Raw genomic sequence first — 23,670 nt, 5'->3', positions numbered from 1 at the left:
CCTCGTGTCTACGCGCAGGAGAACAGGACGTTCAACCGGCCCGACCGAAGCCGGGCACAGGTTGGGCTCTAGAAGATCAGAGCGCTTTGACCTCGAAGATTTCCACTTCGAAACTCAGCGTCTTGCCAGCCAACGGGTGATTGAAGTCGATGGTCACTTGAGCATCGTCGAACGCTTTGACCACGCCCGGCAGCTCAGTATTGGCCGCGTCGTTGAAGATCACCAGCAGGCCTTCGGACAGCTCCATGTTCTGGAACTGCGAACGCGGGATGATCTGCACGTTTTGCGGGTTAGGCTGACCGAAAGCGTTTTCCGGCAACACTTCGACGGTGCGTTTGTCGCCGGCCTTGAAGCCGAACAATGCCATTTCGAAACCCGGCAACAGGTTACCGTCGCCGACCTTGAAGGTCGCAGGCGCCTTGTCGAAGGTACTGTCGACGGTGTCGCCGTTCTCCAGGCGCAGGGCGAAATGCAAGGTGACTTCCGTGTTCTGGCCGATGCGTTGCTCAACCAATAACTGCTCAGTCATGAACGGGTTCTCCGGACTTTTTACTTTTGAACATATCCAGCGCCAACATGATCGCGCCGACGGTAATCGCGCTATCGGCAACGTTGAACGCCGGGAAATACCAGCGGTTCTGCCAATGCACCAGAATGAAATCGATCACATGACCCAACACAATGCGGTCATAGAGGTTGCCAAGGGCGCCCCCCAATACCAGCGCCAGCGCCATGGCCAACCAGGTTTCGCCCGGGCCCAGGCGTTTGAGCCAGACCACCAGCACCGAGCTGACCACCACCGCGATCAACGCGAACAACCAACGCTGCCAGCCGGAGCTGTCAGCGAGGAAGCTGAACGCAGCGCCGGTGTTGTAGGCCAGGGTCCAGCTGAAGTAATCCGGTATCACGACAATTTGCTGATACAAGGTCAGCCCATGCTCGAAATAGAACTTGCTGGCCTGGTCAATGACCAGTACCAGCACGCTCAACCAGAGCCAGCTCAGACGGCCGATACGGCTCGCCGTGCCCGCATTAGGCATAGTGACGCACCTCGCCCTTGCCGCTGATGTTGTCTACACAACGACCGCAGATTTCCGGGTGCTCCGGATCGACACCCACATCTTCGCGGTGATGCCAGCAACGGGCGCATTTCGCGTGCCCGGACTTGACCACTTTGAGCTTCAGACCGCTGACTTCGGTGACGACGGCATCGGCCGGCGCATCGAGCAGAGGCGCAACAGTAGCCGTGGAGGTGATCAGCACGAAGCGCAATTCGTTGCTCAGCTTCGACAGGTCGGCGACCAGCGAGTCTTCAGCATACAAGGTGACTTCAGCCTGCAGGTTGCCACCAATCGCTTTGGCTGCACGCAGGTTTTCCATCTCTTTGTTGACCGCGACTTTGACCGCCATGATCCGCTCCCAGTAAGCGCGGTCCAGCTCGAAGCCTTCCGGCAATTCGCTGAGGCCTTCGTACCAGGTGTTGAGCATCACCGATTCGTTGCGCTCGCCCGGCAGGTACTGCCACAGCTCGTCGGCGGTGAAGGCCAGGATCGGAGCGATCCAGCGCACCAGCGCTTCGGAGATGTGGAACAGCGCGGTCTGGCAAGAGCGACGCGCGGTGCTGTCGGCCGCCGTGGTGTATTGGCGATCCTTGATGATGTCGAGGTAGAAACCGCCCAGCTCCTGCACGCAGAAGTTGTGCACCTTGGAGTAAACGTTCCAGAACCGGTATTCGCCGTAATGCTCTTGCAGCTCGCGTTGCAGCAGCGCGGCACGGTCAACCGCCCAACGATCCAGCGCCAGCATTTCTTCGGCCGGCAGGATGTCGGTGGCCGGGTTGAAGCCGGTCAGGTTGGAAAGCAGGAAGCGCGCAGTGTTACGGATGCGCCGGTAGGCGTCCGCGCTGCGTTGCAGGATCTGGTCGGAAACCGCCATTTCGCCCGAGTAGTCGGTGGCAGACACCCACAGACGCATGATATCGGCGCCCAGGGAGTCATTGACCTTCTGCGGCGCAACGACGTTGTTCAGCGACTTGGACATCTTGCGACCGTTCTCGTCGACGACGAAACCGTGGGTCAGCAATTCGCGGTACGGCGCGTGGTTGTCGATGGCACAACCGGTCAACAGCGACGAGTGGAACCAGCCACGGTGTTGATCCGAACCTTCCAGGTACAGGTCAGCACGCGGGCCGGTTTCGTGGCCCATCGGATGCGAGCCGCGCAGGACGTGCCAGTGCGTGGTGCCGGAGTCGAACCAGACGTCCAGGGTGTCGGAGATCTTGTCGTACTTCGATGCTTCGTCACCGAGCAGCTCGGACGCGTCCATTTTGAACCAGGCTTCGATGCCTTCCTGTTCGACGCGCTGGGCAACCTCTTCCATCAGCTCAACGGTACGCGGGTGCAGCTCGCCGCTTTCCTTGTTCAGGAAGAACGGGATCGGCACGCCCCAGTTACGTTGACGCGAGATGCACCAGTCCGGGCGGTTGGCGATCATCGAATGCAGACGCGCCTGACCCCAGGCCGGGATGAACGCGGTCTCTTCAATGGCCTTTACGGCACGTTCACGCAAGGTGGCGCCCGTGACCGGCTGCTTGTCCATGCCGACGAACCACTGCGCGGTGGCGCGGTAGATCAGCGGCGTCTTGTGGCGCCAGCAGTGCATGTAGCTGTGGCTGATGATTTCGGTATGCAACAGGCTGCCGACTTCCGCCAGCTTGTCGACGATGTTCTGGTTGGCCTTGAAGATGAACTGGCCACCAAAAAACTCCAGCGAGTCAACATACACACCGTTGCTCTGCACCGGGCTGATGATGTCGTCGTTGGTCAGGCCGTAACTTTTGCTGATCACAAAGTCGTCGACGCCATAAGCGGGCGAGCAGTGAACCACACCGGTACCGGCGCTCAGTTCGACGTAGTCAGCCAAGTACACCGGCGACAGGCGATCGTAGAACGGGTGACGGAAGTTGATCAGTTCCAGCGCCTGGCCTTGAGCGGTGGCGATCACCGAACCTTGCAGGTTGTAGCGTGCAAGGCAGGACTCGACCAGCTCTTCGGCCAGCAGCAGCAGTTTGTCGCCGACATCGACCAGGGCGTAGGTGAACTCAGGGTGGACGTTCAGCGCCTGGTTGGCCGGGATGGTCCACGGTGTAGTGGTCCAGATCACGACGGAGGTCGGTTTGCTCAGTTCAGCCAGGCCGAACGCCGCCGCCAGCTTCGCTTCATCAGCGATCGGGAACGCCACGTCGATGGTTGGGGATTTTTTGTCGGCGTATTCGACTTCAGCTTCAGCCAGGGCCGAGCCACAGTCAAAACACCAGTTGACCGGTTTCAAACCCTTGAACACGAAACCGCCCTTGACCATTTCAGCCAGCGCGCGGATTTCCCCGGCTTCGTTGGCAAAATCCATGGTGCGGTAAGGGTTGCTCCAGTCGCCCAGCACGCCAAGCCGGATGAATTCGGCTTTTTGCCCTTCGATCTGCTCGGCAGCGTAGGCACGGCACAGCTCACGCGTCTTGTCGGCGGTCAGGTTTTTGCCGTGGGTGACTTCGATTTTGTGCTCGATTGGCAGACCGTGGCAGTCCCAACCCGGAACATAAGGCGCGTCGAAACCCGAAAGGGTTTTCGAGCGGATGATCATGTCCTTGAGAATCTTGTTTACGGCGTGACCGATGTGAATATTGCCGTTGGCATAGGGAGGACCGTCGTGCAGAACGAACTTTGGACGATCCTTGCCAATTTCGCGCAGCTTCTGGTACAGGCCAATGCTGTCCCAGCGCTGCAGAGTTTGCGGCTCGCGCTGGGGCAGGCCGGCCTTCATTGGGAAGGCGGTGTCCGGAAGGTTTAGCGTGGCTTTATAGTCGGTCATTTAAGGCTCTTAATTAGCGATTAGCGCTACTTATGTTACTGGCGCCAATGGGCACGGGCGGCGGCGACATCCGCATTGATCGCCGTCTTCAGCGCCTCCAGAGAGGCGAAACGCTGCTCATCACGCAGCTTTTGGTGGAAAGCCACCGTCAAACGCCGGCCATAGAGATCACCGGTAAAATCCAGAATATGTATTTCCAGGTGGGCACTGCCATCACCTGACACGGTCGGACGCACGCCAATATTGGCGACACCCGGCCATGTTTTGCCATCAATTTCCGTACTGACCAGATAAACCCCGGTCAACGGTACTCGACGACGTTTGAGCTGTACGTTGGCGGTGGGCGTACCCAACTGCCGAGCCAGTTTCTGTCCATGCAAGACCCGTCCGGCAATCTGAAACGGGCGACCCAGCAAACGTTCGGCCAGGACGAAATCCGCCGCAGCCAAGGCATCACGAACCTTGGTGCTGCTGACCCGAACCCCGCCTATTTCAACAGTCTGCGCCGCTTCTACGGTGAACCCTTGGGCCACGCCCGCTTGCTGCAGAAAATCGAAATCGCCGAGCCGATCACACCCGAAACGGAAGTCGTCGCCGACTTCCAGATGCTGTACGCCCAGGCCGCCGACCAGAATCGTGTCGACGAACTCGGCGGCACTGAGCTTCCTCAGGCGCTGATTGAAGGCCAGGCATAACACCAGGTCGACGCCCTCACCTGCCAATAACTCGAGCTTGTCACGCAAACGTGTCAGGCGCGCAGGTGCGGTGTCGGGTGCAAAAAACTCACGCGGTTGCGGTTCAAAAATCACCACGCAGCTGGGCACGCCCAACTCGACCGCTCGCTCACGCAGGCGCGCCAGAATAGCCTGGTGGCCACGGTGAACACCGTCAAAGTTGCCAATAGTGGCGACACAGCCCCGATGCTGGGGGCGCAGATTGTGGAGGCCTCGAACCAGCTGCATAACACGCTTCTTGCTCATAAAGTGGCCGATTATAACCACACACAGCCCTGGACGACAGGCAACAGTCCGAGGCAAAACGCAAGCAGTCGGCCTTCAGCCCGAAAAACCGACGATTGCCCCTCCTCTAACCCCTTACATAATCGCCTTGCGAGCGAAGTCCTTCAGGCGAAAGCCAAGCAACAGCAACGCGCCGAAATAGACCGCGACACCCGCCGCCACCAACGCCCCAAGGCGAATAAGGCGTTCAAGCATGTGCCCCTCGTCCCACGCCGGCATGACGTGCATCAGGCCGAGCAACACGCCGGACATCAACAACACCGCGACGACCAGCTTGAATAGAAATTTCGTCCAGCCTGGCTGCGGCTGAAACAGTTCCTGCTTGCGCAACTGCCAAAACAACAGCCCGGCATTGATGCAGGCGCCCACGCTGATTGCCAGTGCCAGCCCGGCGTGCTGCAGCGGGCCAATGAACGCGAGGTTGAGCAACTGAGTGACGATAAGCGTGAAGATCGCGATTTTCACCGGGGTGCGAATATTTTGTTGCGCATAAAACCCCGGCGCCAGGACCTTGATCACAATGATGCCCAGCAGCCCCACCGAATAGGCGATCAATGCACGCTGAGTCATGGCGGCATCCAGAGCATCGAATTTGCCGTACTGAAACAGCGAAACCGTGAGCGGCTCGGCCAGAATCCCCAGCGCCAAGGTACACGGCAAGACCAGCACGAAGCACAGACGCAGACCCCAATCGAGTATCCGCGAATACTCTTGACGGTCTTTGCTGGCGTAGGTTTTCGACAGAACCGGCAGCAGGATGGTGCCCAACGCCACGCCGAGGACGCCGGAAGGCAACTCCATCAGGCGGTCGGCGTAGTACATCCAGGACACAGAGCCGGCAACCAGAAACGAGGCAAAAATCGTGTTGATGATCAGGGATATCTGACTGACGGAAACACCCAGAATCGCCGGCAGCATCTGTTTCATGACACGCCAGACACCGCTGTCGTGCAGGTTCAGACGCGGCAGGACCAACATGCCGATTTTTTTCAGGTGTGGCAGCTGATACAGCAATTGCAGGAGCCCACCGGCCAGCACTGCCCACCCCAACACCATGACCGGCGGATCGAAATACGGCGTCAGGAACAGCGCAAACCCGATCATGGCGACGTTAAGCAGGGTCGGAACGAAGGCCGGCACTGCAAAGCGGTTCCATGTATTGAGGATCGCCCCTGCGAGCGATGACAGGGAGATGAGCAATATATAAGGAAAGGTCACTCGCAACAGATCGGTGGTGAGCGCGAACTTTTCCGGCGTATCGGCAAAACCGGGGGCGGTTACCCAGATCACCCAGGGTGCCGCGACGATCCCCAGCAGCGTGACCAGCGCCAGCACCAAGGTCAGCAAGCCGCTGACGTAGGCAATCAGCGTGCGCGCCGCCTCCTCGCCCCGCTGGCTTTTATATTCGGCCAGAATCGGCACGAAGGCTTGAGAGAAAGCGCCTTCGGCGAAGATCCGGCGCAACAGGTTGGGCAGCTTGAAGGCGATAAAAAAGGCATCCGTCGCCATTCCAGCACCAAAAGCACGCGCAATAATCGTGTCCCGCACAAAGCCCAATACGCGGGAAAGCATCGTAATAGAGCTGACGGCGGCTAATGATCGAAGTAGGTTCATTGAAAGAGTTGTGCGCCTTGGCTAAAGGACGGGCCCTTAAGCTGCCCGTTTATGCGATACTCCGCGCCGCAGCAGCACAGAGCCAAAGTCCGCGAGTTTACAGGTCGTACGCTGGAAATAAATAACCCGGCGATATACCAGTACCACTCAGCGGAGCGCATCATCTGCCCTTGACAAGACATCAACTCGTCGGCATGATTCGCGGCCTTATTTGTTTGCTATTTCACAAGTCTTTCGAGGAGCTCGACGGTGGCCAACACACCTTCCGCCAAAAAACGTGCAAAACAGGCTGAGAAGCGTCGCAGCCACAACGCCAGCATGCGTTCCATGGTTCGTACCTACATCAAGAATGTAGTTAAGGCCATTGACGCAAAAGACGCTGAAAAAGCGCAAGCTGCTTATGTTCTGGCTGTGCCAATCATCGACCGTATGGCCGATAAAGGCATCATCCACAAGAACAAAGCTGCTCGTCATAAGAGTCGCCTGAACGGCCACGTCAAGGCTCTGAACCTTGCTGTAGCTGCGTAAGCGATAAGCTTGTTAAAAAACCGACCTCAGGGTCGGTTTTTTATTGTCTGCGATTTGAGGCTTATCTGAAACATCGAATCGCCTGATTCGCAGCGGGACGCATAGTTGCAAGCTTGCGCCCATCAAACTAGATGTAACTGATTGAAAATAAAGAATATATATTATTGAATTTTCAGCCAATCACCGATCCTCTACAGGAGCGCGAAGCGGCCCCAAAAATGCCGAGCACCGCTCTACTGTCAAAATCGAACTCGCTGATTTTGCGACTGCTACGCAGCCGATCGCGGGCAAGCGCGCTCCTACAGGATCATTTCACCCTCAAGGCGCGCTGTGTGTCCACGGCAGGATCGGAATAGCTGTCACCGCATTCTGCGGGCTGCCTTCGATGATTCGGTCGCTGTAGACCAAATACACCAACGTATTGCGCTTTTTGTCGAAGAAGCGAACGACCTGCATGGTTTTGAAAACCAGCGAGGTGCGCTCTTTGAAAACCTCTTCGCCATCCCTCAACGGCTCCTGGAAGCGAATCGCCCCCACCTGCCGGCACGCAATGGAGGCTTCGGCGCGATCCTCTGCCAGACCCAGACCACCTTTCAACCCACCGGTCTTGGCGCGGGACAGGTAGCACGTCACACCCTCGACTTTCGGATCGTCGAATGCCTCGACCACGATTCGATCATTGGGCCCGACAAACTTGAACACCGTCGACACCTGACCGATTTCTTCGGCCGAAGCCAGCAAGGGCAGCGCCAACAGCACGCCCAACACGCCTTTTATTACTCGCATCACACCTTCCTGCTTCTTAATAGGGGGCCGGGTCGCAACCGCTCACACCAGAATCAGATTATCCCGATGCACCAACTCCGGCTCAGCCATATAGCCCAATACACGGACGATGGCCTCGGATGACTGGCCTATGATTTTTTGAGCCTCTAGCGCACTGTAGTTGCTCAAGCCCCGAGCAACCTCACGACCATCCGGCGCGACGCACACCACCATTTCGCCGCGACGGAAGCTGCCTTGCACCAGCTTGACGCCCACCGGCAGCAAGCTTTTGTTGCCTTGCGCCAAAGCGACCACCGCACCCGCATCAAGCACCAGGGTGCCGCGCGTTTGCAGATGCCCAGCCAACCACTGCTTACGCGCCGCCAGCATTTCCCGCTCAGGTGACAGCAGCGTGCCCAGTCGCTCGCCAGCTTTAAGTCGCGCCAGCACACGCTCGATACGCCCACCAACGATAACGGTGTGCGCCCCGGAACGTGCAGCCAGACGCGCCGCACGCAGCTTGGTCTGCATGCCACCACGACCCAGTGCGCCGCCGGTACTGCCCGCGACAGCGTCCAGCGCCGGATCATCGGCACGCGCTTCGTGAATCAGTTTCGCATCAGGATTGTTGCGCGGATCAGCATCGAACATGCCGTCGCGATCAGTGAGGATCACCAACAGATCAGCTTCAACCAGGTTCGCCACGAGCGCCGCCAGCGTGTCGTTGTCACCGAAACGGATCTCGTCAGTGACCACGGTGTCGTTTTCGTTGATCACCGGGACCACGCCCAGCTCGACCAAGGTGCGCAACGTGCTGCGTGCATTCAGATAGCGTTTACGGTCGGACAGGTCGTCGTGAGTCAATAGGATCTGCGCGGTATGGCGACCATGCTCGGCGAAACTCGACTCCCACGCCTGCACCAGGCCCATCTGGCCAATCGCAGCAGCGGCTTGCAACTCGTGCATGGCAGTGGGTCGAGCTGTCCAGCCCAAACGACTCATGCCGGCAGCGACAGCCCCGGAAGAAACCAGTACCAGTTCGACGCCCGCCTCGTGCAACGCCACCATTTGCTCGACCCAGACACCCATTGCCGCCCGATCCAGACCCTTGCCATCAGCGGTCAGCAAGGCACTGCCGATTTTCACGACCCAGCGCTGGGCACCCGTCACTTTGCTGCGCATCATCTTCCAACCTTAGCCAGAGAATTTTGGTTAATACAAATCCTAGATACTAAAACGCCGCTATCAAAGCGGCGTTTAGTTTACTGCACCCGATCAGTCACGGACGTAAATGATTTCCGGACCATCTTCATCGTCCTCTTCATCATCGCCCCAAACATCTTCTTCGGCATCATGCACGCTCTTCACGCCGCTGCGGCGCAGAGCACGCTGATCGTCCAGCGCTTGCAGCTGCGCACGCGCCTCGTCTTCGATGTTCTGATCCAGCTCGGCCAGTTCACGGGCGAACGCCGGATCTTCAGCGATACGCAGGTTACGCTCTTCGAGGTAACGCATGATGTCGCGGCTAAGCTGCTCGGTGCCCTGCTTGGAGATCGCGGAAATGACGTAGACCGGACCGGCCCACTCCAAACGATCCACAATTTCCTTGACCCGCTCTTCGTGCTCTTCTTCGAGGATCTGGTCGCACTTGTTGAGTACCAGCCAGCGATCACGCTCAGCCAGTGACGGGCTGAACTTGATCAGCTCGTTGACGATGACTTCAGCCGCGTCCGGTGCGCTGGTGTCATCCAGCGGCGCCATGTCGACGAGGTGCAACAGCAAACGCGTACGCGCCAAGTGCTTGAGGAAGCGAATCCCCAGGCCAGCACCGTCGGAAGCACCTTCGATCAAGCCTGGAATATCGGCTACCACGAAGCTCTTCCAGCGATCGACGCTGACCACACCCAGGTTCGGAATCAACGTAGTGAACGGATAATCCGCCACTTTCGGCTTGGCCGCGGACACAGAACGGATAAAGGTACTTTTGCCCGCGTTTGGCAAGCCCAGCAGACCGACGTCCGCCAGCACTTTCAATTCCAGTTTGAGGTCACGCTGATCGCCGAACTTGCCCGGCGTGGTCTGACGTGGCGCACGGTTGGTGCTGGATTTGAAGCGGGTGTTGCCCAGGCCGTGCCAGCCACCGCTGGCCACCAGCAAGCGCTGACCGGCCTTGGTCAGGTCACCAATGATTTCCTGGGTCGCAGCATCGATCACCGTGGTGCCGACCGGCACACGCAGCACCATCTCTTCGCCTTTCTTACCGGTGCAGTCTGCGCTACCGCCGTTGGAACCGCGCTCAGCATCGAAGTGCCGGGTGTAACGGTAGTCGACCAGGGTGTTCAGGTTTTCGTCGGCGATCATGTAGATCGAGCCGCCATCACCGCCATCACCGCCGTTAGGGCCGCCGTTTTCGATGAACTTTTCCCGACGGAAGCTCATGCAACCGTTGCCACCATCACCTGCTTTTACTCGAATCGAAACTTCATCTACAAATTTCATAACGCACGCCTCCCGCCACAGGGACGAGCTGAAAAACACAAAGACATAAGACTCTTGCAAAAATGAGCGTTGCGATACCGATCAGAAACCAGCGACCCCAAGGGTCCACATCACAACAGCCCGCACAAACAGTTTTGCGAGAGACTCACCTACATCTACAAACAAAAAAGCCCCGTCGCAAGACAGGGCTTTTCCAGCAACTACGTAATTATGCCGCGACGACTACTGCAGCTGCAGTCTTCGGAACGATGCTTACGTAACGACGACCGAAGGCGCCTTTAACCTGGAACTTGATCACGCCTTCCACTTTCGCGAACAGGGTGTGATCTTTGCCCATGCCAACGCCGTAGCCAGCGTGGAATTGGGTGCCGCGCTGACGCACGATGATGTTGCCCGGAATGATTGCCTGGCCGCCATACATCTTGACGCCAAGACGCTTGGCTTCTGAGTCGCGACCGTTACGGGTACTACCACCAGCTTTTTTGTGTGCCATGAGTTCAATACTCCAAATAGAGGATTAGGCTGAATTAAGCCTGAATACCGGTGATTTTGATCTCGGTGTACCACTGGCGGTGGCCCATACGCTTCATGTGGTGCTTACGACGACGGAACTTGATGATGCGGATCTTATCGTGGCGACCTTGGGAGATCACCTCAGCGACTACAGTGGCGCCAGGAACGACTGGAGCGCCGATGCTGACGTCGTCGCCGTTGCCGATCAACAGAACACGATCAAAAGTCACGGATTCGCCGGTAGCGATTTCCAGCTTTTCGATCTTCAGGTATTCGCCCGGGGCGACTTTGTACTGCTTGCCACCGGTAACAATTACTGCGTACATGGTATTTCTCCGTTAATCCTGCTCACCCAGCTCTTTATAAGTAGAGTATTGGCTGGCATGGCTGCATTGGGCTGGAACGGCCCGTTGCAATTGCGTAAGGCAGGTGCTGCCCAGGAAAGTTAGGGTGCGCGATTGTACGCAAGGCGCAAAAGCGATGCAAGTGCCTAATCAGCATACCTTGACAGGGTAAGGCCCTAGACCTAGCATGCCGCGCAACCCTTTTGGAGCGCCTGTCGCTGATGCAACCCCAAGCTTTCTACCGCGCGGTGGCGGACGACTTTAGTGCCGTTGACGTCATTATCAAAAAGCAGCTGGCGTCACGCGTGCCGTTGGTGTCGAAAATCGGCGACTACATTACCTCGGCCGGTGGTAAACGCCTGCGTCCTCTATTGGTACTGTTGTGCGGTAAAGCGCTGGGTCGCGAAGGCGATGACCTGCGTCTGCTGGCGGCTACCATCGAGTTCCTGCACACCGCCACCCTGCTGCACGACGACGTGGTCGACATGTCCGGCATGCGCCGTGGCCGCTCCACTGCCAACGCCTTGTGGGGCAACGCGCCCAGCGTATTGGTCGGTGACTTTCTGTACTCGCGCTCTTTCGAGATGATGGTTGAACTGGGCTCTATGCCCGTGATGAAAATCCTCTCCAAGGCCACGCGCGTCATCGCAGAAGGCGAAGTGCTGCAGCTGTCGAAAATTCGCGACGCCAGCACCACGGAAGAAACCTACATGGAAGTGATTCGCGGCAAGACAGCCATGCTGTTCGAAGCCTCGACTCACAGCGCTGCAGCCTTGTGCGGCGCCACCCACGAGCAAAGTGAAGCCCTGCGCACGTTCGGCGATCACCTGGGCGTGGCCTTCCAGTTGGTCGACGATCTGCTGGATTATCGCGGCGATGCCGAAACCCTGGGCAAAAATGTGGGTGATGACCTGGCAGAAGGCAAACCAACCCTTCCGCTGATCTACACCATGCGCGAAGGCACGCCAGAACAGGCTGCACTGGTGCGTCAGGCTATCCAGAAAGGTGGTCTCGAGGACCTGGAAAGCATTCGAGAAGCCGTCGAAAACGCGGGCGCCCTGGATTACACCGCGCAACTGGCCCGTGATTACGTCGCCAAGGCCATTGCCTGCCTTGATGTGCTGCCAGCGAGCGAATACCGCGATGCGCTGGTTGAACTGAGTGAGTTTGCGGTCGCGCGTACCCACTGACACACAGCATCAGCTCATTTGCAGACACGTCAGCTCCAGAATCGCGTACACCGCGATAGGTGCACCCGGCACAGATCATGTGCGGGAGCTGACGTGTCTGTGAAAGCGACCTCGCTGACACCCCTCCAAACAAATATCCAATAGTCCCTTGCTATTATCTGAATAAGAATTATTCTCATCTAAACCCGAAAGGAGATGAGACATGACTTATGTGATTGATGCATGGCTGGACCGCCCACACCCTTACCTGCGAATCCTCCATCGTGAAACGGGGGAAGTTTGTGCGGTACTGGAAGAGGAGGCGCTGGACGAATTGCGTGATCAGGGAGATCTGGACGTTACGGGGCTGAGTTCGAGCGAACCCGGCGTGCTGAAGGAGATGGTGCGAAACCTGTTTTTATTTTGCTATGCGCGGGCGCTACGCCCTGCCGGTGAGCTGCACTGAACATGCGCGCTGAGCACACCCTGCCTGCCTGTCATGGTTGAACGGACCAGGACGATCCGTTCAGCCATCATCTGCTTACAACGCTACGATTACAGAACGTCCAGCAGCTCGACGTCAAATACCAGAACGCTGTGCGGAGGAATGCCGCCGACGCCTTGTGCGCCGTAAGCCAGTTCGCTCGGAACGTGCAGACGCCATTTGCTGCCGGCGTTCATCAGTTGCAAGGCTTCAGTCCAGCCGGCAATCACGCCACCGACCGGGAATTCAGCAGGCTCGCCACGATCGTAAGAGCTGTCGAACACAGTGCCGTCGATCAGCGTGCCGTGGTAGTGAGTACGAACCTGATCTTCGCGCGATGGCTTGGCGCCTTCACCGGCGTTCAGGATTTCGAATTGCAGGCCCGAGGCCAAGGTTGTAACGCCTTCACGCTTGGCATTCTCAGCCAGGTAAGCCAGGCCAGCACCCGCGGCTTGTTCAGCCTTGGCCGCTGCTTCTGCCTGCATGATTTCGCGGATGACTTTGAAGCTGGCAGACATTTCGTCCTGACCTACACGGCTTTCTTTGCCGTGGAAGGCGTCATTCAGGCCAGCCAGGATCGCGTCCAGGCTGATGCCCGGTGGCGGGTTATCACGCAGCTGGTCACCCAACTGACGGCCAATACCGTAGCTGACGCGGGTTTCGTCGGTGGACAAGTTAACTTCGGACATAACACTGCTCCGCTGAGGGGGCGCCTGGAAAAGGCCGGACGTGGGCACGCTGAGCGGCTAATCCACGGCTCGCCTGAAGACGCCCCGAACCAAAAGGGCAAGCAGCCTAGCACAGATGAGCAAGCGCTCCCTACCCGCAGGTATCACCACGCAGAGTGGAAGGCGATCGGCACACTCAGGGGTTGTTCGTCGACAGTGTGCAGACCGCACATTTCGTCGTGAACCACGGCATGCACCAGATTGAACGGCACCTTTGGCAAGGCGTGCAGCAGATCCCGCGCGTGCTCCACGGAGCGCAAGTGCAGGGTTTTGCCGTTCAGGTCATTGAGCGGGTACGCCACGCCACGTACGCGGGCCTCCAGCAAATAGATACCCCCTTCCATAGAGATCAGATTCAATTCATCCACAAGCCCTGCATGGGCAAAAGCGGTCAGTTCCTGGAGATTCATGAGAAGGTCCTGTCACAGCTGTACCGATGAGTCGGAAGTATAAGTCTTGTACAGGACGGCGAAATCACAACCTGGAAACGGCACCGCCCGTCCATTTCCTCTCCGAAGAGCGTAATGGCCGGGCGGCTGATGGTCGGTGGTCAAAGCGCTTAGTGCTTGGTCAGCTTGTCCAGGTAGCCCATGGCGAAAGCCGAAATAACGAACGTCATGTGAATGATCACGTACCACATGAGGTATTGCGGCTCGATGTTCTTCGCATCCATGAACACTCGCAGCAGGTGGATCGAGGAAATGGCCACGATCGACGCCGCAACTTTCATTTTCAGCGAGGTGGAGTCCATCTTGCCCAGCCAGCTGAGCTTTTCTTTGTCCTCAGCGATGTCCAGTTGCGAGACAAAGTTTTCGTAGCCGGAAATCATCACCATGACTAACAAGCCGCCGACCAGCGCCATGTCGATCAAGGACAGCAGAACCAGGATGAGATCGGATTCAGCGAGGGAGAAAACATTGGGAATAACGTGAAAGACTTCCTGGAAAAACTTCAGCGCCAAGGCCAGCAAACCCAAGGACAAACCAAAGTAGATCGGCGCCAGCAACCAGCGCGAGGCGTACATCGCATTCTCGAAAAAGCGTTCCATTAATACTCACAAGTGGTTAAAAAATCGTCGCGAGTATATCAGTGGCCGCTTGTGCGAAATGGTTGATAGCCACTGTAGGAAAGGTCCGCGCGAACAAAACTGTAACCAAACATGTAAAAGCAGAGAGCGCCCAAGGGCGCTCCCTGACACGCATTAAAAACAACAGCCCCCGACGAGAACGAGTAACAAACCTCGTCAGCGCCGCGCACTCAAAACGGGGACATTCGCTGACAACGCGAGCCTTCTCCGTTTATGCGACGCAACTCGCCTTGCAGGTGCACCTGCCAAATGGGGACGTCTTCGGCCACCTGATAACCATGCAGCGTCAGGCTTTCGGCGATGGCCATCAATACCGTTTCAGCAGCCAGTGGCCCATGGAAAGGCCCTTGAGCCTTGAGTGCGGAGGGTTGCTCGTCTGACATGCCGGCGGCGAACAGTAACGTCCACATACCGTTATCTCCTGAGAGCGGGCGAATCACACATTCGATACGGGTGACCAGACCCAGACATTGGCGGGTAAGACAGAGGCTGCGCGACATGGCGAGCTCCTCGATAGATACAGTGTTCGCCCCTCAAACCGCAGGAAGGAGCGCGTCAGTCCTTTTGACAACTGTGATATCTGTCCAGAGTAGAACAAAAGCAGAATTCGAAAAGTACCCAGCGTGACTGGGCGCCGAATGGTCATGCCATCCCTGCGGCGCCCTGCCCTTTCAGTCCGCTTTTTTTGCCAAGGCCTTGAGTTCCGGCTGCAACTGCGCCGGTTCTTTTCCCAGCTCCTTGAGTTCTTCATCACTGAGTATCTCGGCGATGTCCCGCAAACGCTCAACCACACGAGCGTTTACACTGCCTTCCGGGAACTGACCGTCTTCGTCTGGCGCTCCGGCAGGCTCGCCAACCAACAGGCTCAACGCCTCGTCAGCCTGACGCACCGCGTACACATGGAACTGCCCGGCACGCACGGCTTGCAGCACACGCTCGTCGAGCATCAGGGTGGCCACGTTCGCCTGCGGAATGATTGCACCCTGCTCGCCAGTCAAGCCACGCGCCTCGCAGAGACGGAAGAAGCCTTCGATTTTTTCGTTGACCCCGCCCACCGCCTGCACTTCACCAAACTGATTGATCGATCCGGTAATGGCGAAACACTGCTTGAGCGGTGTTTTCGAGAGTGCCGAAATCAAGGTACACGCTTCGCCCAGTGACGCACTGTCGCCATCCACATAACCGTAGGATTGCTCCAGAGCGATGCTCGCGGAAATCGCCAGCGGGAATTCCTGCGCGTAGCGGCTGCCCAGATATCCCGTGAGAATCATCACCCCCTTGGAGTGGATCGGCTGACCCAGGTTGACCTCACGTTCGATGTCGACGATACCGCTGCCCCCGGGATAAACCGTCGCCGAAATCCGCGCCGGCACGCCAAACGCCGAATCGCCGACTTCCAGCACCGTCAGCCCGTTGCACTTGCCCACGGCAGCACCGGCGGTGTCGATCAGGATGATGCCCGCGAGCATGTCGTCGAGAATCCGCGCCGACACCCGGCCCGTGCGCGTGGCCTTGGCCTTGAGCGCGCGCTCGATGTGCCCGGCATCGGTCTTGTCGTCATTGGCCAGTTGGCGAATGAAATCCGCCTCGCTGACCAATTGGAACAGGTCACCGATGCGCGCCGATAACCGGCCCTGATGTTCAGCCAGGCGGGCGCTGTACGTGGCCAGGCGGGCGACAGCGTCAGCGGTCAACGGCGCCATGCCTTCTTCGGAGGTGCGGGTTTTGAGCAACTGGGCGAACTGCTCCAGCGTCTCGTCGCCCATCGGGATGTCTTCATCGAAATCCACCAACACCCGGAACATCTCCTGGAAGTCCGGATCGGCGTCTTGCAACGCGTAATACAGTGAACGTGCACCGATGATGATGACTTTGACCTGTAGCGGGATCACTTGCGGGTTCAAGGTCACCGTCGCCAGACGACCCAACTCGCCCAGTGGCGATTCCATTTTCAACTTGCGCGATTGCAAGGCGCGCTTGAGCGCGTCCCAGACAAACGGCTCGCTGAGCATTTTTTCGGCTTCGAGCACCAGAAAACCACCGTTGGCCCGATGCAGTGCACCGGGGCGCAATTGACGGTAGGTGGTGTATAGAGCGCCTTGATCGGTGCTGTATTCGATGCGCCCGAACAGGTTGTCGTAGGTGGGATGCGGTTCGAAAATCACCGGCGCGCCCGAATTGACCGGGTGGTCGACCACCAAGCTCGGGCAGTACTGCTCTTCGAGCAGCTTACGCGCCTCGGCGTCGGTCTTGCTGTCGTCGACCAACTGCTCGACCACGGTTTTCAGCAGGTAGACCTGCACCCCTTGCAGGTACGCACAAACCCCGGCGTTCTCGTCGTACTTCTCGGACAACGGTGCCAACAACGGCTGCAAGGCCAGCGTGATGGTTTCTTCATTCAACTGGCGCATCTGGTTGCTGGATTCACGCTTCCATTGCGGCAGGCTGGCCAGTTCCTCGTTGAGGCGCTCTTCCAGAGCGGAAATATCGGTATGAAAACGCTCGCGATCAACTTCAGGCAGCTGCGAAAATTCGGCCTCGTCCAGCGCCTTGCCTTCGCTCATCGGCGTAAAGGCAATGTTGGTGCTGTCGCGGTAGAGGGCGACTTCTTTTTCCAGGGCCAAACGCTCGATAACGTCCAGCGCGCGGTCATAACGTTGATTGAAAGCGCGGTCGATGGCGCTTTTTTTCTGCTGGTACGACGGGTGTTCGAACACCGCCGGGAAGGTCGCCAGCAGGTTATCGATCAGGCCATTGATGTCCGCAATGAACGCACCCGCGCTGCCAGGAGGCAACTCCAGTGCGCGCGGCTCGCGAGGTTCATCGAAATTGTTGACGTAAACCCAGTCCGACGGCGTCTCCATGCGCTTGCCTTCGGCCTTGAGGTAGCGCTTGACGAAGGAGAAGCGGCCGGTACCGGGCTCACCCATCACAAATACGTTGTAACCGGGGCGCGGCATGGCCACGCCAAACTGTAAGGCTTCGACTGCTCGCTCTTGGCCGAGCACACCGCGAAAGGGTTCCAGATCATTGGTTGTCGTGAAGCTGAACTGTTCAGCGGAGAAAGGACATGTCAGCGCTTCAGGCGCAAGACGCAAGCTGGCAGCAACAGGATCGGGCATCGGACATCCTTACATCGAGCGGGGCAGATAGCGGCATTCTGGCGCTCGCTGTACCCCGCTGGCAAGGCACGGTGCGGCCGATTTTTTTGCACATAACCCTTCACTCTCCTTAATGGGAGAAAAGTCTCCAACCCTATAACAATTTGCAATAAATCACGGAACCCTTGGATCGTGCCTAAACTCCAACTTGCGCGGCCAGTCATAACAACTCTGGCTTGCCCTGGCGCAATGACCGGCCAGGAACCTTGACCCTTGGTTGATCACAAAAGAGACTAAAGCTATGAAACGGATTCTTCTTGGTACTCTCTTCACCGTCGCATCCCTCAACGCCATGGCCCAAGCGCCAGGCGGCCCGGATTGCGGCTGGGGCAACATGCTGTTCGAAGGCCAGCGTGGAACTCCAGCCCACTTTCTGGCTTCCACCACCAACGGCACATCGGGTAACGCCACCTTCGGCATGACCTCCGGTACGAATGGCTGCGCCACCAACGCTGCGTTGACCTACGGCGGCAAATCCTGGCTTGCCATGAACGGCATGATGGACGAGCTTTCCAAAGACATGGCCATGGGTCAGGGCGAAGCGCTGACCACGTACGCGGTCGTGTTGGGCGTTGCACCGCAAGACCGTGCGCATTTCGCCGCAGTCACCCACGAGCACTTCCAGCAAATTTTCAGCAAAGCAGACACGACCGCTGAAGATGTCCACAACAACACCCTCGCGGTGTTGAAAAACGACCCTCTTCTGGCGAAATACGCAACTCAGGCTTAAGCTCGCACCGCCTGCCCCCGCCTCAGGGGGCAGGCCTCTGTTTACAATCCCGAACATTGATTGCCCTGCCTCCTGACTAGTTGCCCTCTATGCTCAAACGCCTTGGTTATGTGGCGCTCTGTGTCTGCGCCCCGCTGTATGCCACGCCGCATATCGACAATGATCGCTTGCAGCAACTGGCAAATACGCAGTTCTGGATATCCCTGGGTCACTATGAGACGGCCAAGCTGGGTGGTTGGCGCAGCTATGTAGATGACCCCAAATTTTTTCTTGCCGCCAACGGTGCCCACGATCCGGCAGCGGAACTGAGCGCCACGCTCGATGCGATTTATGCGCCCGTCAGCAGCAACGACACCCTGGCTCAAAACAGCCACGCCCAATGCGTTTATCCGGCACGGACCCGTTGGCTGCGCGACCAACTGCAACTGACCGACCTGCCCGCCGTGGACTGCAAAGAATTCAAGCAATGGTTCAAGGACGTGGCACCCGACAGCGCCGTATTGATCTTTCCGGCCGCTTATTTGAACAGCCCTTCCTCCATGTTCGGTCACACCCTGTTGCGCATCGACCAGGCTGACGTGCAGACCAATCACACAGCCCTGCTCAGCTATGCGATTAACTTTGGCGCGTACATCGAAGGCATGGACAACAGCATTCTGTATGCGTGGAAAGGCTTGATGGGCGGTTATCCGGGCCTCTTCGCACTGGTGCCCTACCAGGAAAAACTGTCCGAATACCGCAGCCTGGAAAACCGTGACCTTTGGGAATACCGGCTGAACCTGACCCACGAAGAAACCGGGCGGATGGTCGAGCATGTCTGGGAGCTCAAGCAGATTCGCTTCAGCTATTTCTTCTTCGACGAAAACTGCTCGTATCGTTTATTGGAGCTGCTGCAAGTCGCACGACCCGGCCTGAACCTGACCCAGCACTTCCCGCTGACAGCGATCCCGACCGACACCGTACGCGCAGTGAAAGACGCAGGTCTGGTGGAGAGAACCGACTATCGGCCGTCCCGCGAACGTGAGTTGCTCAGCCGCGCCGCGCCCCTTGAGAGTGAAGAACAGCAATGGGTGCTGAAGGTCAGCGCCGATCAGAAACAACTGCAAAATAACGATTACCTGGCCCTGCCCAAAGAACGCCGCGCGTTGATTCAGGACGCCGCCTACCGCCTCGAACGCTATCGCGCCAACGGCCTGGAACGCGATACAGAGCGCTCGCAGCGCAGTTTCGAGCTGCTGCGTGCGATCAACCAGAACCCGCCGCCACCACTGGACATCGCACGCCCCGGTTTGACGGAGGACGGTCATGAGTCTCGTACCTGGCAATTGGGCGCGGGCAGCCGTGATGACAAGGGGTTCGCCGAATATGGCCTGCGCATGGCGTATCACGACCTGAACGACAATGCCTATGGTTTCCCATTGGGCGCGCAGATCGAGATTCTCCAGCTCAAATTGCGCCAATACGAAGGAAATCACTGGCAGGTCCAACAGTTCGATCTGGCAACCATCCGCTCGCTGACTCCACGCAATGCCCTGCTCAAACCCTGGTCCTGGCAAGTCTCCGGGGGGCTGGAACGGGTGCTGGGCAAACATGAAGATGAAACTCTGGTCAGCCACGTCAACGGTGGCGGCGGCGGCACCTGGCAACTGACCGACGACATGCTCGGTTTTGCATTGGGCACCGTGCGCATCGAACACAACGCCGACTTCGCGGCCCTTGTTTCGCCTGCTGCGGGCTTCAACACCGGCCTGCTGTGGCGCAACCCGCTGGGCAACCTGAGCCTGGAGGCCAAGGGTGATTACTTCACCAATGGCGAAGTACGCCGCAGCATCAGCCTGAACCAGCAATGGGAACTGTCACGTAACCTTGGCCTGCGCCTGAGCGCCCAACGCGAGTACAGCCAACTGGCTTCGCCGATCAACGAAGTGATGCTGGAAATGAAGTGGTATCACTATTGATCTTAAGCGTCTTCACGGACGCTTTCGCGGACATCACAGATTTATAACGCCGTTTTTACGCGGCACTCACACATGCCCCCCTAGACTTGATACTTGAGTCGAGGAGTGGGCAATGAAGTGGCGTTGGTCTGTGCTGTGCTTGATCGTGTTTGTCGGCGGTTGTCAGTCAACCCGAGAACAGCTGTTGGCTGAAGGTTACCCACCGGCCTTTGCCGATGGCTTTCAGGATGGGTGTGGCAGCGGTCGTCAGGCTGCGGGCGTTATCAGCGGAGAATTCAAGAAAAACGTCCCGCGTTACCTGAAAGACCCCCAATACGCCGAAGGCTGGGATGATGGCTTTCGCCAATGCAAGGCGATGGTGGAAAGCCAGGACCGCAACGACTACCGCGACCATTACTGGAATGAGCGCGACCAACGATGGCAGCGTGAAAAGGATCGCGATAACGCCAGGGCTTATCGATCGCAATAGGTCGCTCTCAAGCAACTGACGCCCCTCAATCAGGGCCATCATGGTCAAAACCCAATACAGGGAGAAACGCCATGAGCCGCGCCTTCGTCAATGAAGATCAAGCCGCCGCGCAAGCCGACCAACCGGTGGAACGACGGATCAGCGAGCAGCCCAACTACGTCACCGCCCGCGGCCTCGTGCAGCTACAGACGCACGTGACCGAGTTGCAGGCGCAGTACAGCGAACAATCGGCCCTCGGGGATCAGGCTGACAAGCAACGTCAGGCCGACATCGAGCGCGATCTGCGCTACTTCAACCAACGCCTGCACAGCGCCCAAGTGGTCGCACCGGCCCTGTCGACCGAGAAGGTGCACATCGGCAGTTGGGTGACGTTTGCCGATGAGAACGGCGCGGAACAACGGGTGCAGTTGGTGGGTGAAGACCAGGCCGACGCGGCCAGCGCCTTGATCAACTGGGGCTCACCGCTGGGCCGGGCGCTGCTGGGCGCGCAACCGGGCGATGAGGTGCTATGGAAGCGCCCGGCGGGGGATCAGTTGATTGAGGTGGTCAGGATAGAGGCGGATGTTTGATTTATTGCGATCACTTCGTGATCGTTCGCAGACACGTCAGCTCCTACGCCCTACGGGCAGAATCGAGACCCCGTTTGCTCATCGAGGGTCAAGACGGTATCTACAGTTGATCGCATTCCCCTGTAGGAGCTGACTTGTCTGCGAAGACGGCATATCAGGCACAGGCAATTTGCCTGAACTAAACCCCACATGAAAACGGAGCCCGAAGGCTCCGTTTTCATGGCAGATCAAATCACGCCAGTTTCTTGTGACGTACCCGGTGCGGTTGGGCCGCTGCTTCGCCGAGGCGTTTCTTGCGGTCGGCTTCGTACTCGGTGTAGTTACCTTCGAAGAACACGGCTTGCGAGTCATCTTCGTACGCGAGGATGTGCGTCGCTACGCGGTCAAGGAACCACCGATCGTGAGAGATCACAATGGCGGCGCCCGGGAAGTCGAGCAACGCTTCTTCCAGCGAACGCAGGGTTTCAACGTCGAGGTCGTTTGACGGTTCATCGAGCAGCAGCACGTTGCCGCCCTCTTTGAGCGTCAATGCCAGGTGCAAGCGACCGCGTTCACCACCCGAGAGGTCCTTGACGAACTTCTGCTGATCGCCCCCTTTGAAGTTGAAACGGCCAACGTAGGTGCGCGACGGGATTTCATAGTTGCCGATGCGGATCACATCGGAACCATCGGAAACCGCCTGGAACACCGACTTGCTGCCGTCCAGATCGTCGCGGCTCTGATCCACGCACGCCAGCTGCACGGTTTCACCGACTTCAATCGTGCCGGAGTCCGGTTGTTCCTTGCCCATCAGCATGCGGAACAAGGTCGACTTACCGGCACCGTTACCACCGATAACACCGACAATCGCGCCTTTAGGCATGGAGAACGACAGGTTGTCGATCAGCACGCGATCGCCATAACCTTTGGAAACGTTCTTGAATTCGATGACCTTGTCGCCCAGGCGTGGACCGGCCGGGATGTAGATCTCATTGGTTTCGCTACGCTTCTGGAATTCCTGCGATTGCATTTCTTCGAAGCGTTGCAGGCGCGCCTTGGATTTCGATTGACGCGCCTTGGCACCTTTGCGAACCCACTCCAGCTCGTCTTTCATGGCCTTTTCATGGGCCGACTGCTGCTTGGATTCCTGGGCCAGACGATCGGACTTGGCTTCAAGCCAACCCGAATAGTTGCCCTCGTAAGGAATACCGGCGCCGCGGTCGAGTTCGAGAATCCAGCCAGCGACGTTATCCAGGAAGTACCGGTCGTGCGTGATCGCAACCACAGTGCCCGGGAAGTCATGGAGGAAATGCTCCAGCCAGGCCACGGAATCGGCGTCCAGGTGGTTGGTCGGTTCGTCGAGCAGCAGCATGTCCGGTGCGGACAGCAGCAGACGGCACAGGGCCACACGACGCTTTTCACCACCGGACAGGAATTCGATCTTCGCGTCCCAGGCCGGCAGGCGCAGCGCATCGGCAGCGACTTCCAGTTGACGGTCCAGGTTATGACCGTCGCTGGCCTGGAGGATGGACTCAAGCTTGGCCTGTTCGGCAGCCAGCTTGTCGAAGTCGGCATCCGGCTCGGCGTATTCGGCATATACCTGATCAAGGCGCGCCTGCGCATTTTTGATCACGCTGACCGCTTCTTCGACCACTTCACGCACAGTCTTGGTCGGGTCCAGCTGTGGTTCTTGCGGCAGATAGCCGATGTTGAGCTCTGGCATCGGCCGAGCTTCACCGTCGAACTCAGTGTCGACACCGGCCATGATTTTCAACAGTGTGGATTTGCCCGAACCGTTCAAGCCCAGTACACCGATCTTGGCGCCTGGGAAAAACGACAGGGAGATATTTTTCAAAATTTCCCGCTTCGGCGGCACAACTTTGCTCAGCCGATGCATGGTGAAGACGTATTGAGCCATGGAAAGAAAACCCGGTGTCTGTAGCTGTGATAAAGCGCGGGCTTAGAGCGCGCCTCGAAAATAGCGGTACAATTTTATTTATCTCCGGCGCTTGCCGCCAGAGAGATTGACGCTTTGATTGAACGTGCGCCGACCGGACATCGATTGCCGACATCACGTTATCTGGATATGGATCAATGCTTGCAGGCAGTGAAATCACTATCGTTAGAAACGGCCTAAACCGCACATCGGGCAAAGCTACCCGAATGCACCCGTCAGGGCAAACCATCCAG

Annotated in this window: 23 protein-coding genes; 7 read left to right on the top strand and 16 right to left on the bottom strand. The window is 57.9% G+C overall.

The genetic code is table 11. The annotated features are described in order from the left end of the window. Positions 1-76: 76 nt before the first annotated feature. The 5 genes from AC1MEA_RS10935 to murJ form a co-directional block, all read right to left on the bottom strand. The gene (locus AC1MEA_RS10935; RefSeq protein WP_219062594.1) at positions 77-529 is read right to left on the bottom strand and encodes an FKBP-type peptidyl-prolyl cis-trans isomerase; all 453 of its coding nucleotides are present in this window, start codon (positions 527-529) and stop codon (positions 77-79) included. Beyond that, complete coding sequence (gene lspA / locus AC1MEA_RS10930) at positions 522-1,040, bottom strand: signal peptidase II (protein ID WP_480917796.1); 519 nt, start codon at positions 1,038-1,040, stop codon at positions 522-524. Before lspA ends, AC1MEA_RS10935 begins: the two co-directional genes overlap by 8 nt. Continuing rightward, a complete protein-coding gene (ileS, locus tag AC1MEA_RS10925) occupies positions 1,033-3,864 on the bottom strand; it encodes an isoleucine--tRNA ligase (protein WP_480917794.1) in 2,832 nt (943 codons plus the stop codon). Before ileS ends, lspA begins: the two co-directional genes overlap by 8 nt. A 35-nt stretch (positions 3,865-3,899) precedes the next feature. Next, the gene (ribF, locus tag AC1MEA_RS10920) at positions 3,900-4,826 is read right to left on the bottom strand and encodes a bifunctional riboflavin kinase/FAD synthetase (protein WP_449635455.1); all 927 of its coding nucleotides are present in this window, start codon (positions 4,824-4,826) and stop codon (positions 3,900-3,902) included. Between the two features lie 132 nt (positions 4,827-4,958). Further along, positions 4,959-6,497 (bottom strand): murein biosynthesis integral membrane protein MurJ, encoded by a 1,539-nt coding sequence (murJ, locus tag AC1MEA_RS10915; protein WP_219062598.1) that lies wholly within the window; start codon positions 6,495-6,497, stop codon positions 4,959-4,961. A gap of 249 nt (positions 6,498-6,746) precedes the next feature. Here murJ and rpsT point away from each other — a divergent pair, with 249 nt between their 5' ends. Then, a complete protein-coding gene (rpsT, locus tag AC1MEA_RS10910) occupies positions 6,747-7,025 on the top strand; it encodes a 30S ribosomal protein S20 (RefSeq protein ID WP_219062599.1) in 279 nt (92 codons plus the stop codon). A gap of 318 nt (positions 7,026-7,343) precedes the next feature. Here the strand turns inward: rpsT and AC1MEA_RS10905 are convergent, their stop codons facing one another. The 5 genes from AC1MEA_RS10905 to rplU all read right to left on the bottom strand — a co-directional run bounded on the left by AC1MEA_RS10905 (position 7,344) and on the right by rplU (position 11,128). Further along, complete coding sequence (locus AC1MEA_RS10905) at positions 7,344-7,811, bottom strand: CreA family protein (RefSeq protein ID WP_219062600.1); 468 nt, start codon at positions 7,809-7,811, stop codon at positions 7,344-7,346. 42 nt (positions 7,812-7,853) lie between these two features. Further along, positions 7,854-8,972 (bottom strand): glutamate 5-kinase, encoded by a 1,119-nt coding sequence (gene proB, locus AC1MEA_RS10900; protein WP_219062806.1) that lies wholly within the window; start codon positions 8,970-8,972, stop codon positions 7,854-7,856. Positions 8,973-9,065: 93 nt separating this feature from the next. Beyond that, positions 9,066-10,289, bottom strand: a complete 1,224-nt coding sequence (gene cgtA, locus AC1MEA_RS10895) for an Obg family GTPase CgtA (protein ID WP_480917791.1) — start codon at positions 10,287-10,289, stop codon at positions 9,066-9,068. Between the two features lie 208 nt (positions 10,290-10,497). Next, positions 10,498-10,782 (bottom strand): 50S ribosomal protein L27, encoded by a 285-nt coding sequence (gene rpmA / locus AC1MEA_RS10890; protein WP_297836646.1) that lies wholly within the window; start codon positions 10,780-10,782, stop codon positions 10,498-10,500. A gap of 34 nt (positions 10,783-10,816) precedes the next feature. Beyond that, entirely contained in the window at positions 10,817-11,128 is a 312-nt protein-coding gene (gene rplU / locus AC1MEA_RS10885) for a 50S ribosomal protein L21 (RefSeq protein ID WP_219062603.1), read from the bottom strand. Between the two features lie 239 nt (positions 11,129-11,367). Between rplU and AC1MEA_RS10880 the strand changes: the two genes are divergently transcribed. Both AC1MEA_RS10880 and AC1MEA_RS10875 read left to right on the top strand, forming a co-directional pair. Then, positions 11,368-12,336 (top strand): polyprenyl synthetase family protein, encoded by a 969-nt coding sequence (locus tag AC1MEA_RS10880; RefSeq protein ID WP_219062604.1) that lies wholly within the window; start codon positions 11,368-11,370, stop codon positions 12,334-12,336. Between the two features lie 202 nt (positions 12,337-12,538). Next, positions 12,539-12,781 (top strand): PA4570 family protein, encoded by a 243-nt coding sequence (locus AC1MEA_RS10875; protein WP_219062605.1) that lies wholly within the window; start codon positions 12,539-12,541, stop codon positions 12,779-12,781. Between the two features lie 89 nt (positions 12,782-12,870). Here the strand turns inward: AC1MEA_RS10875 and bamJ are convergent, their stop codons facing one another. The 5 genes from bamJ to AC1MEA_RS10850 form a co-directional block, all read right to left on the bottom strand. Further along, the gene (gene bamJ, locus AC1MEA_RS10870; RefSeq protein ID WP_219062606.1) at positions 12,871-13,488 is read right to left on the bottom strand and encodes a BamJ family beta-barrel-assembly machinery protein; all 618 of its coding nucleotides are present in this window, start codon (positions 13,486-13,488) and stop codon (positions 12,871-12,873) included. 143 nt (positions 13,489-13,631) lie between these two features. Next, positions 13,632-13,937: a DUF6482 family protein gene (locus tag AC1MEA_RS10865; RefSeq protein WP_480917788.1), complete on the bottom strand. Its 306-nt coding sequence runs from the start codon at positions 13,935-13,937 to the stop codon at positions 13,632-13,634. Positions 13,938-14,086: 149 nt separating this feature from the next. Further along, complete coding sequence (locus tag AC1MEA_RS10860; protein ID WP_219062608.1) at positions 14,087-14,575, bottom strand: TIGR00645 family protein; 489 nt, start codon at positions 14,573-14,575, stop codon at positions 14,087-14,089. A gap of 209 nt (positions 14,576-14,784) precedes the next feature. Beyond that, a complete protein-coding gene (locus AC1MEA_RS10855) occupies positions 14,785-15,114 on the bottom strand; it encodes a PA4575 family protein (protein ID WP_219062609.1) in 330 nt (109 codons plus the stop codon). Positions 15,115-15,285: 171 nt separating this feature from the next. Next, positions 15,286-17,736 (bottom strand): Lon protease family protein, encoded by a 2,451-nt coding sequence (locus AC1MEA_RS10850; protein WP_480917786.1) that lies wholly within the window; start codon positions 17,734-17,736, stop codon positions 15,286-15,288. 280 nt (positions 17,737-18,016) lie between these two features. Between AC1MEA_RS10850 and AC1MEA_RS10845 the strand changes: the two genes are divergently transcribed. From AC1MEA_RS10845 to AC1MEA_RS10830, 4 genes are all read left to right on the top strand, one after another. Next, positions 18,017-18,505 carry a DUF3015 domain-containing protein gene (locus tag AC1MEA_RS10845; protein ID WP_480917784.1) on the top strand — a complete coding sequence of 163 codons (489 nt, stop codon included), beginning with the start codon at positions 18,017-18,019 and terminating at the stop codon, positions 18,503-18,505. Positions 18,506-18,594: 89 nt separating this feature from the next. Next, on the top strand, positions 18,595-20,463 hold the full coding sequence (locus tag AC1MEA_RS10840) for an Lnb N-terminal periplasmic domain-containing protein (protein WP_480917782.1): 1,869 nt from the start codon (positions 18,595-18,597) through the stop codon (positions 20,461-20,463). 112 nt (positions 20,464-20,575) lie between these two features. Further along, a complete protein-coding gene (locus AC1MEA_RS10835; RefSeq protein WP_449635459.1) occupies positions 20,576-20,932 on the top strand; it encodes a hypothetical protein in 357 nt (118 codons plus the stop codon). Between the two features lie 71 nt (positions 20,933-21,003). Further along, positions 21,004-21,501: a GreA/GreB family elongation factor gene (locus AC1MEA_RS10830; protein WP_480917780.1), complete on the top strand. Its 498-nt coding sequence runs from the start codon at positions 21,004-21,006 to the stop codon at positions 21,499-21,501. A gap of 232 nt (positions 21,502-21,733) precedes the next feature. Here the strand turns inward: AC1MEA_RS10830 and ettA are convergent, their stop codons facing one another. Then, positions 21,734-23,398, bottom strand: coding sequence for an energy-dependent translational throttle protein EttA (gene ettA, locus AC1MEA_RS10825; protein ID WP_219062615.1), 1,665 nt, complete (start codon positions 23,396-23,398; stop codon positions 21,734-21,736). Between the last annotated feature and the right edge of the window lie 272 nt (positions 23,399-23,670).

It is taken from the genome of Pseudomonas sp. ASL8 (assembly GCF_056680355.1).
The sequence above is the reverse complement of the archived record's forward strand: the minus strand, read 5'-3'. Positions and strand labels throughout refer to the sequence as shown.

What these genes read in the sequence shown, in the direction of transcription:
- AC1MEA_RS10935 (WP_219062594.1), bottom strand. Translation starts at nt 529, where the DNA reads ATGACTGAGCAGTTATTGGTTGAGCAACGCATCGGCCAGAACACGGAA.
- lspA (WP_480917796.1), bottom strand. Translation starts at nt 1,040, where the DNA reads ATGCCTAATGCGGGCACGGCGAGCCGTATCGGCCGTCTGAGCTGGCTC.
- ileS (WP_480917794.1), bottom strand. Translation starts at nt 3,864, where the DNA reads ATGACCGACTATAAAGCCACGCTAAACCTTCCGGACACCGCCTTCCCA.
- ribF (WP_449635455.1), bottom strand. Translation starts at nt 4,826, where the DNA reads ATGCAGCTGGTTCGAGGCCTCCACAATCTGCGCCCCCAGCATCGGGGC.
- murJ (WP_219062598.1), bottom strand. Translation starts at nt 6,497, where the DNA reads ATGAACCTACTTCGATCATTAGCCGCCGTCAGCTCTATTACGATGCTT.
- AC1MEA_RS10905 (WP_219062600.1), bottom strand. Translation starts at nt 7,811, where the DNA reads ATGCGAGTAATAAAAGGCGTGTTGGGCGTGCTGTTGGCGCTGCCCTTG.
- proB (WP_219062806.1), bottom strand. Translation starts at nt 8,972, where the DNA reads ATGCGCAGCAAAGTGACGGGTGCCCAGCGCTGGGTCGTGAAAATCGGC.
- cgtA (WP_480917791.1), bottom strand. Translation starts at nt 10,289, where the DNA reads ATGAAATTTGTAGATGAAGTTTCGATTCGAGTAAAAGCAGGTGATGGT.
- rpmA (WP_297836646.1), bottom strand. Translation starts at nt 10,782, where the DNA reads ATGGCACACAAAAAAGCTGGTGGTAGTACCCGTAACGGTCGCGACTCA.
- rplU (WP_219062603.1), bottom strand. Translation starts at nt 11,128, where the DNA reads ATGTACGCAGTAATTGTTACCGGTGGCAAGCAGTACAAAGTCGCCCCG.
- AC1MEA_RS10880 (WP_219062604.1), top strand. Translation starts at nt 11,368, where the DNA reads ATGCAACCCCAAGCTTTCTACCGCGCGGTGGCGGACGACTTTAGTGCC.
- AC1MEA_RS10875 (WP_219062605.1), top strand. Translation starts at nt 12,539, where the DNA reads ATGACTTATGTGATTGATGCATGGCTGGACCGCCCACACCCTTACCTG.
- bamJ (WP_219062606.1), bottom strand. Translation starts at nt 13,488, where the DNA reads ATGTCCGAAGTTAACTTGTCCACCGACGAAACCCGCGTCAGCTACGGT.
- AC1MEA_RS10865 (WP_480917788.1), bottom strand. Translation starts at nt 13,937, where the DNA reads ATGAATCTCCAGGAACTGACCGCTTTTGCCCATGCAGGGCTTGTGGAT.
- AC1MEA_RS10860 (WP_219062608.1), bottom strand. Translation starts at nt 14,575, where the DNA reads ATGGAACGCTTTTTCGAGAATGCGATGTACGCCTCGCGCTGGTTGCTG.
- AC1MEA_RS10855 (WP_219062609.1), bottom strand. Translation starts at nt 15,114, where the DNA reads ATGTCGCGCAGCCTCTGTCTTACCCGCCAATGTCTGGGTCTGGTCACC.
- AC1MEA_RS10850 (WP_480917786.1), bottom strand. Translation starts at nt 17,736, where the DNA reads ATGCCCGATCCTGTTGCTGCCAGCTTGCGTCTTGCGCCTGAAGCGCTG.
- AC1MEA_RS10845 (WP_480917784.1), top strand. Translation starts at nt 18,017, where the DNA reads ATGAAACGGATTCTTCTTGGTACTCTCTTCACCGTCGCATCCCTCAAC.
- AC1MEA_RS10840 (WP_480917782.1), top strand. Translation starts at nt 18,595, where the DNA reads ATGCTCAAACGCCTTGGTTATGTGGCGCTCTGTGTCTGCGCCCCGCTG.
- AC1MEA_RS10835 (WP_449635459.1), top strand. Translation starts at nt 20,576, where the DNA reads ATGAAGTGGCGTTGGTCTGTGCTGTGCTTGATCGTGTTTGTCGGCGGT.
- AC1MEA_RS10830 (WP_480917780.1), top strand. Translation starts at nt 21,004, where the DNA reads ATGAGCCGCGCCTTCGTCAATGAAGATCAAGCCGCCGCGCAAGCCGAC.
- ettA (WP_219062615.1), bottom strand. Translation starts at nt 23,398, where the DNA reads ATGGCTCAATACGTCTTCACCATGCATCGGCTGAGCAAAGTTGTGCCG.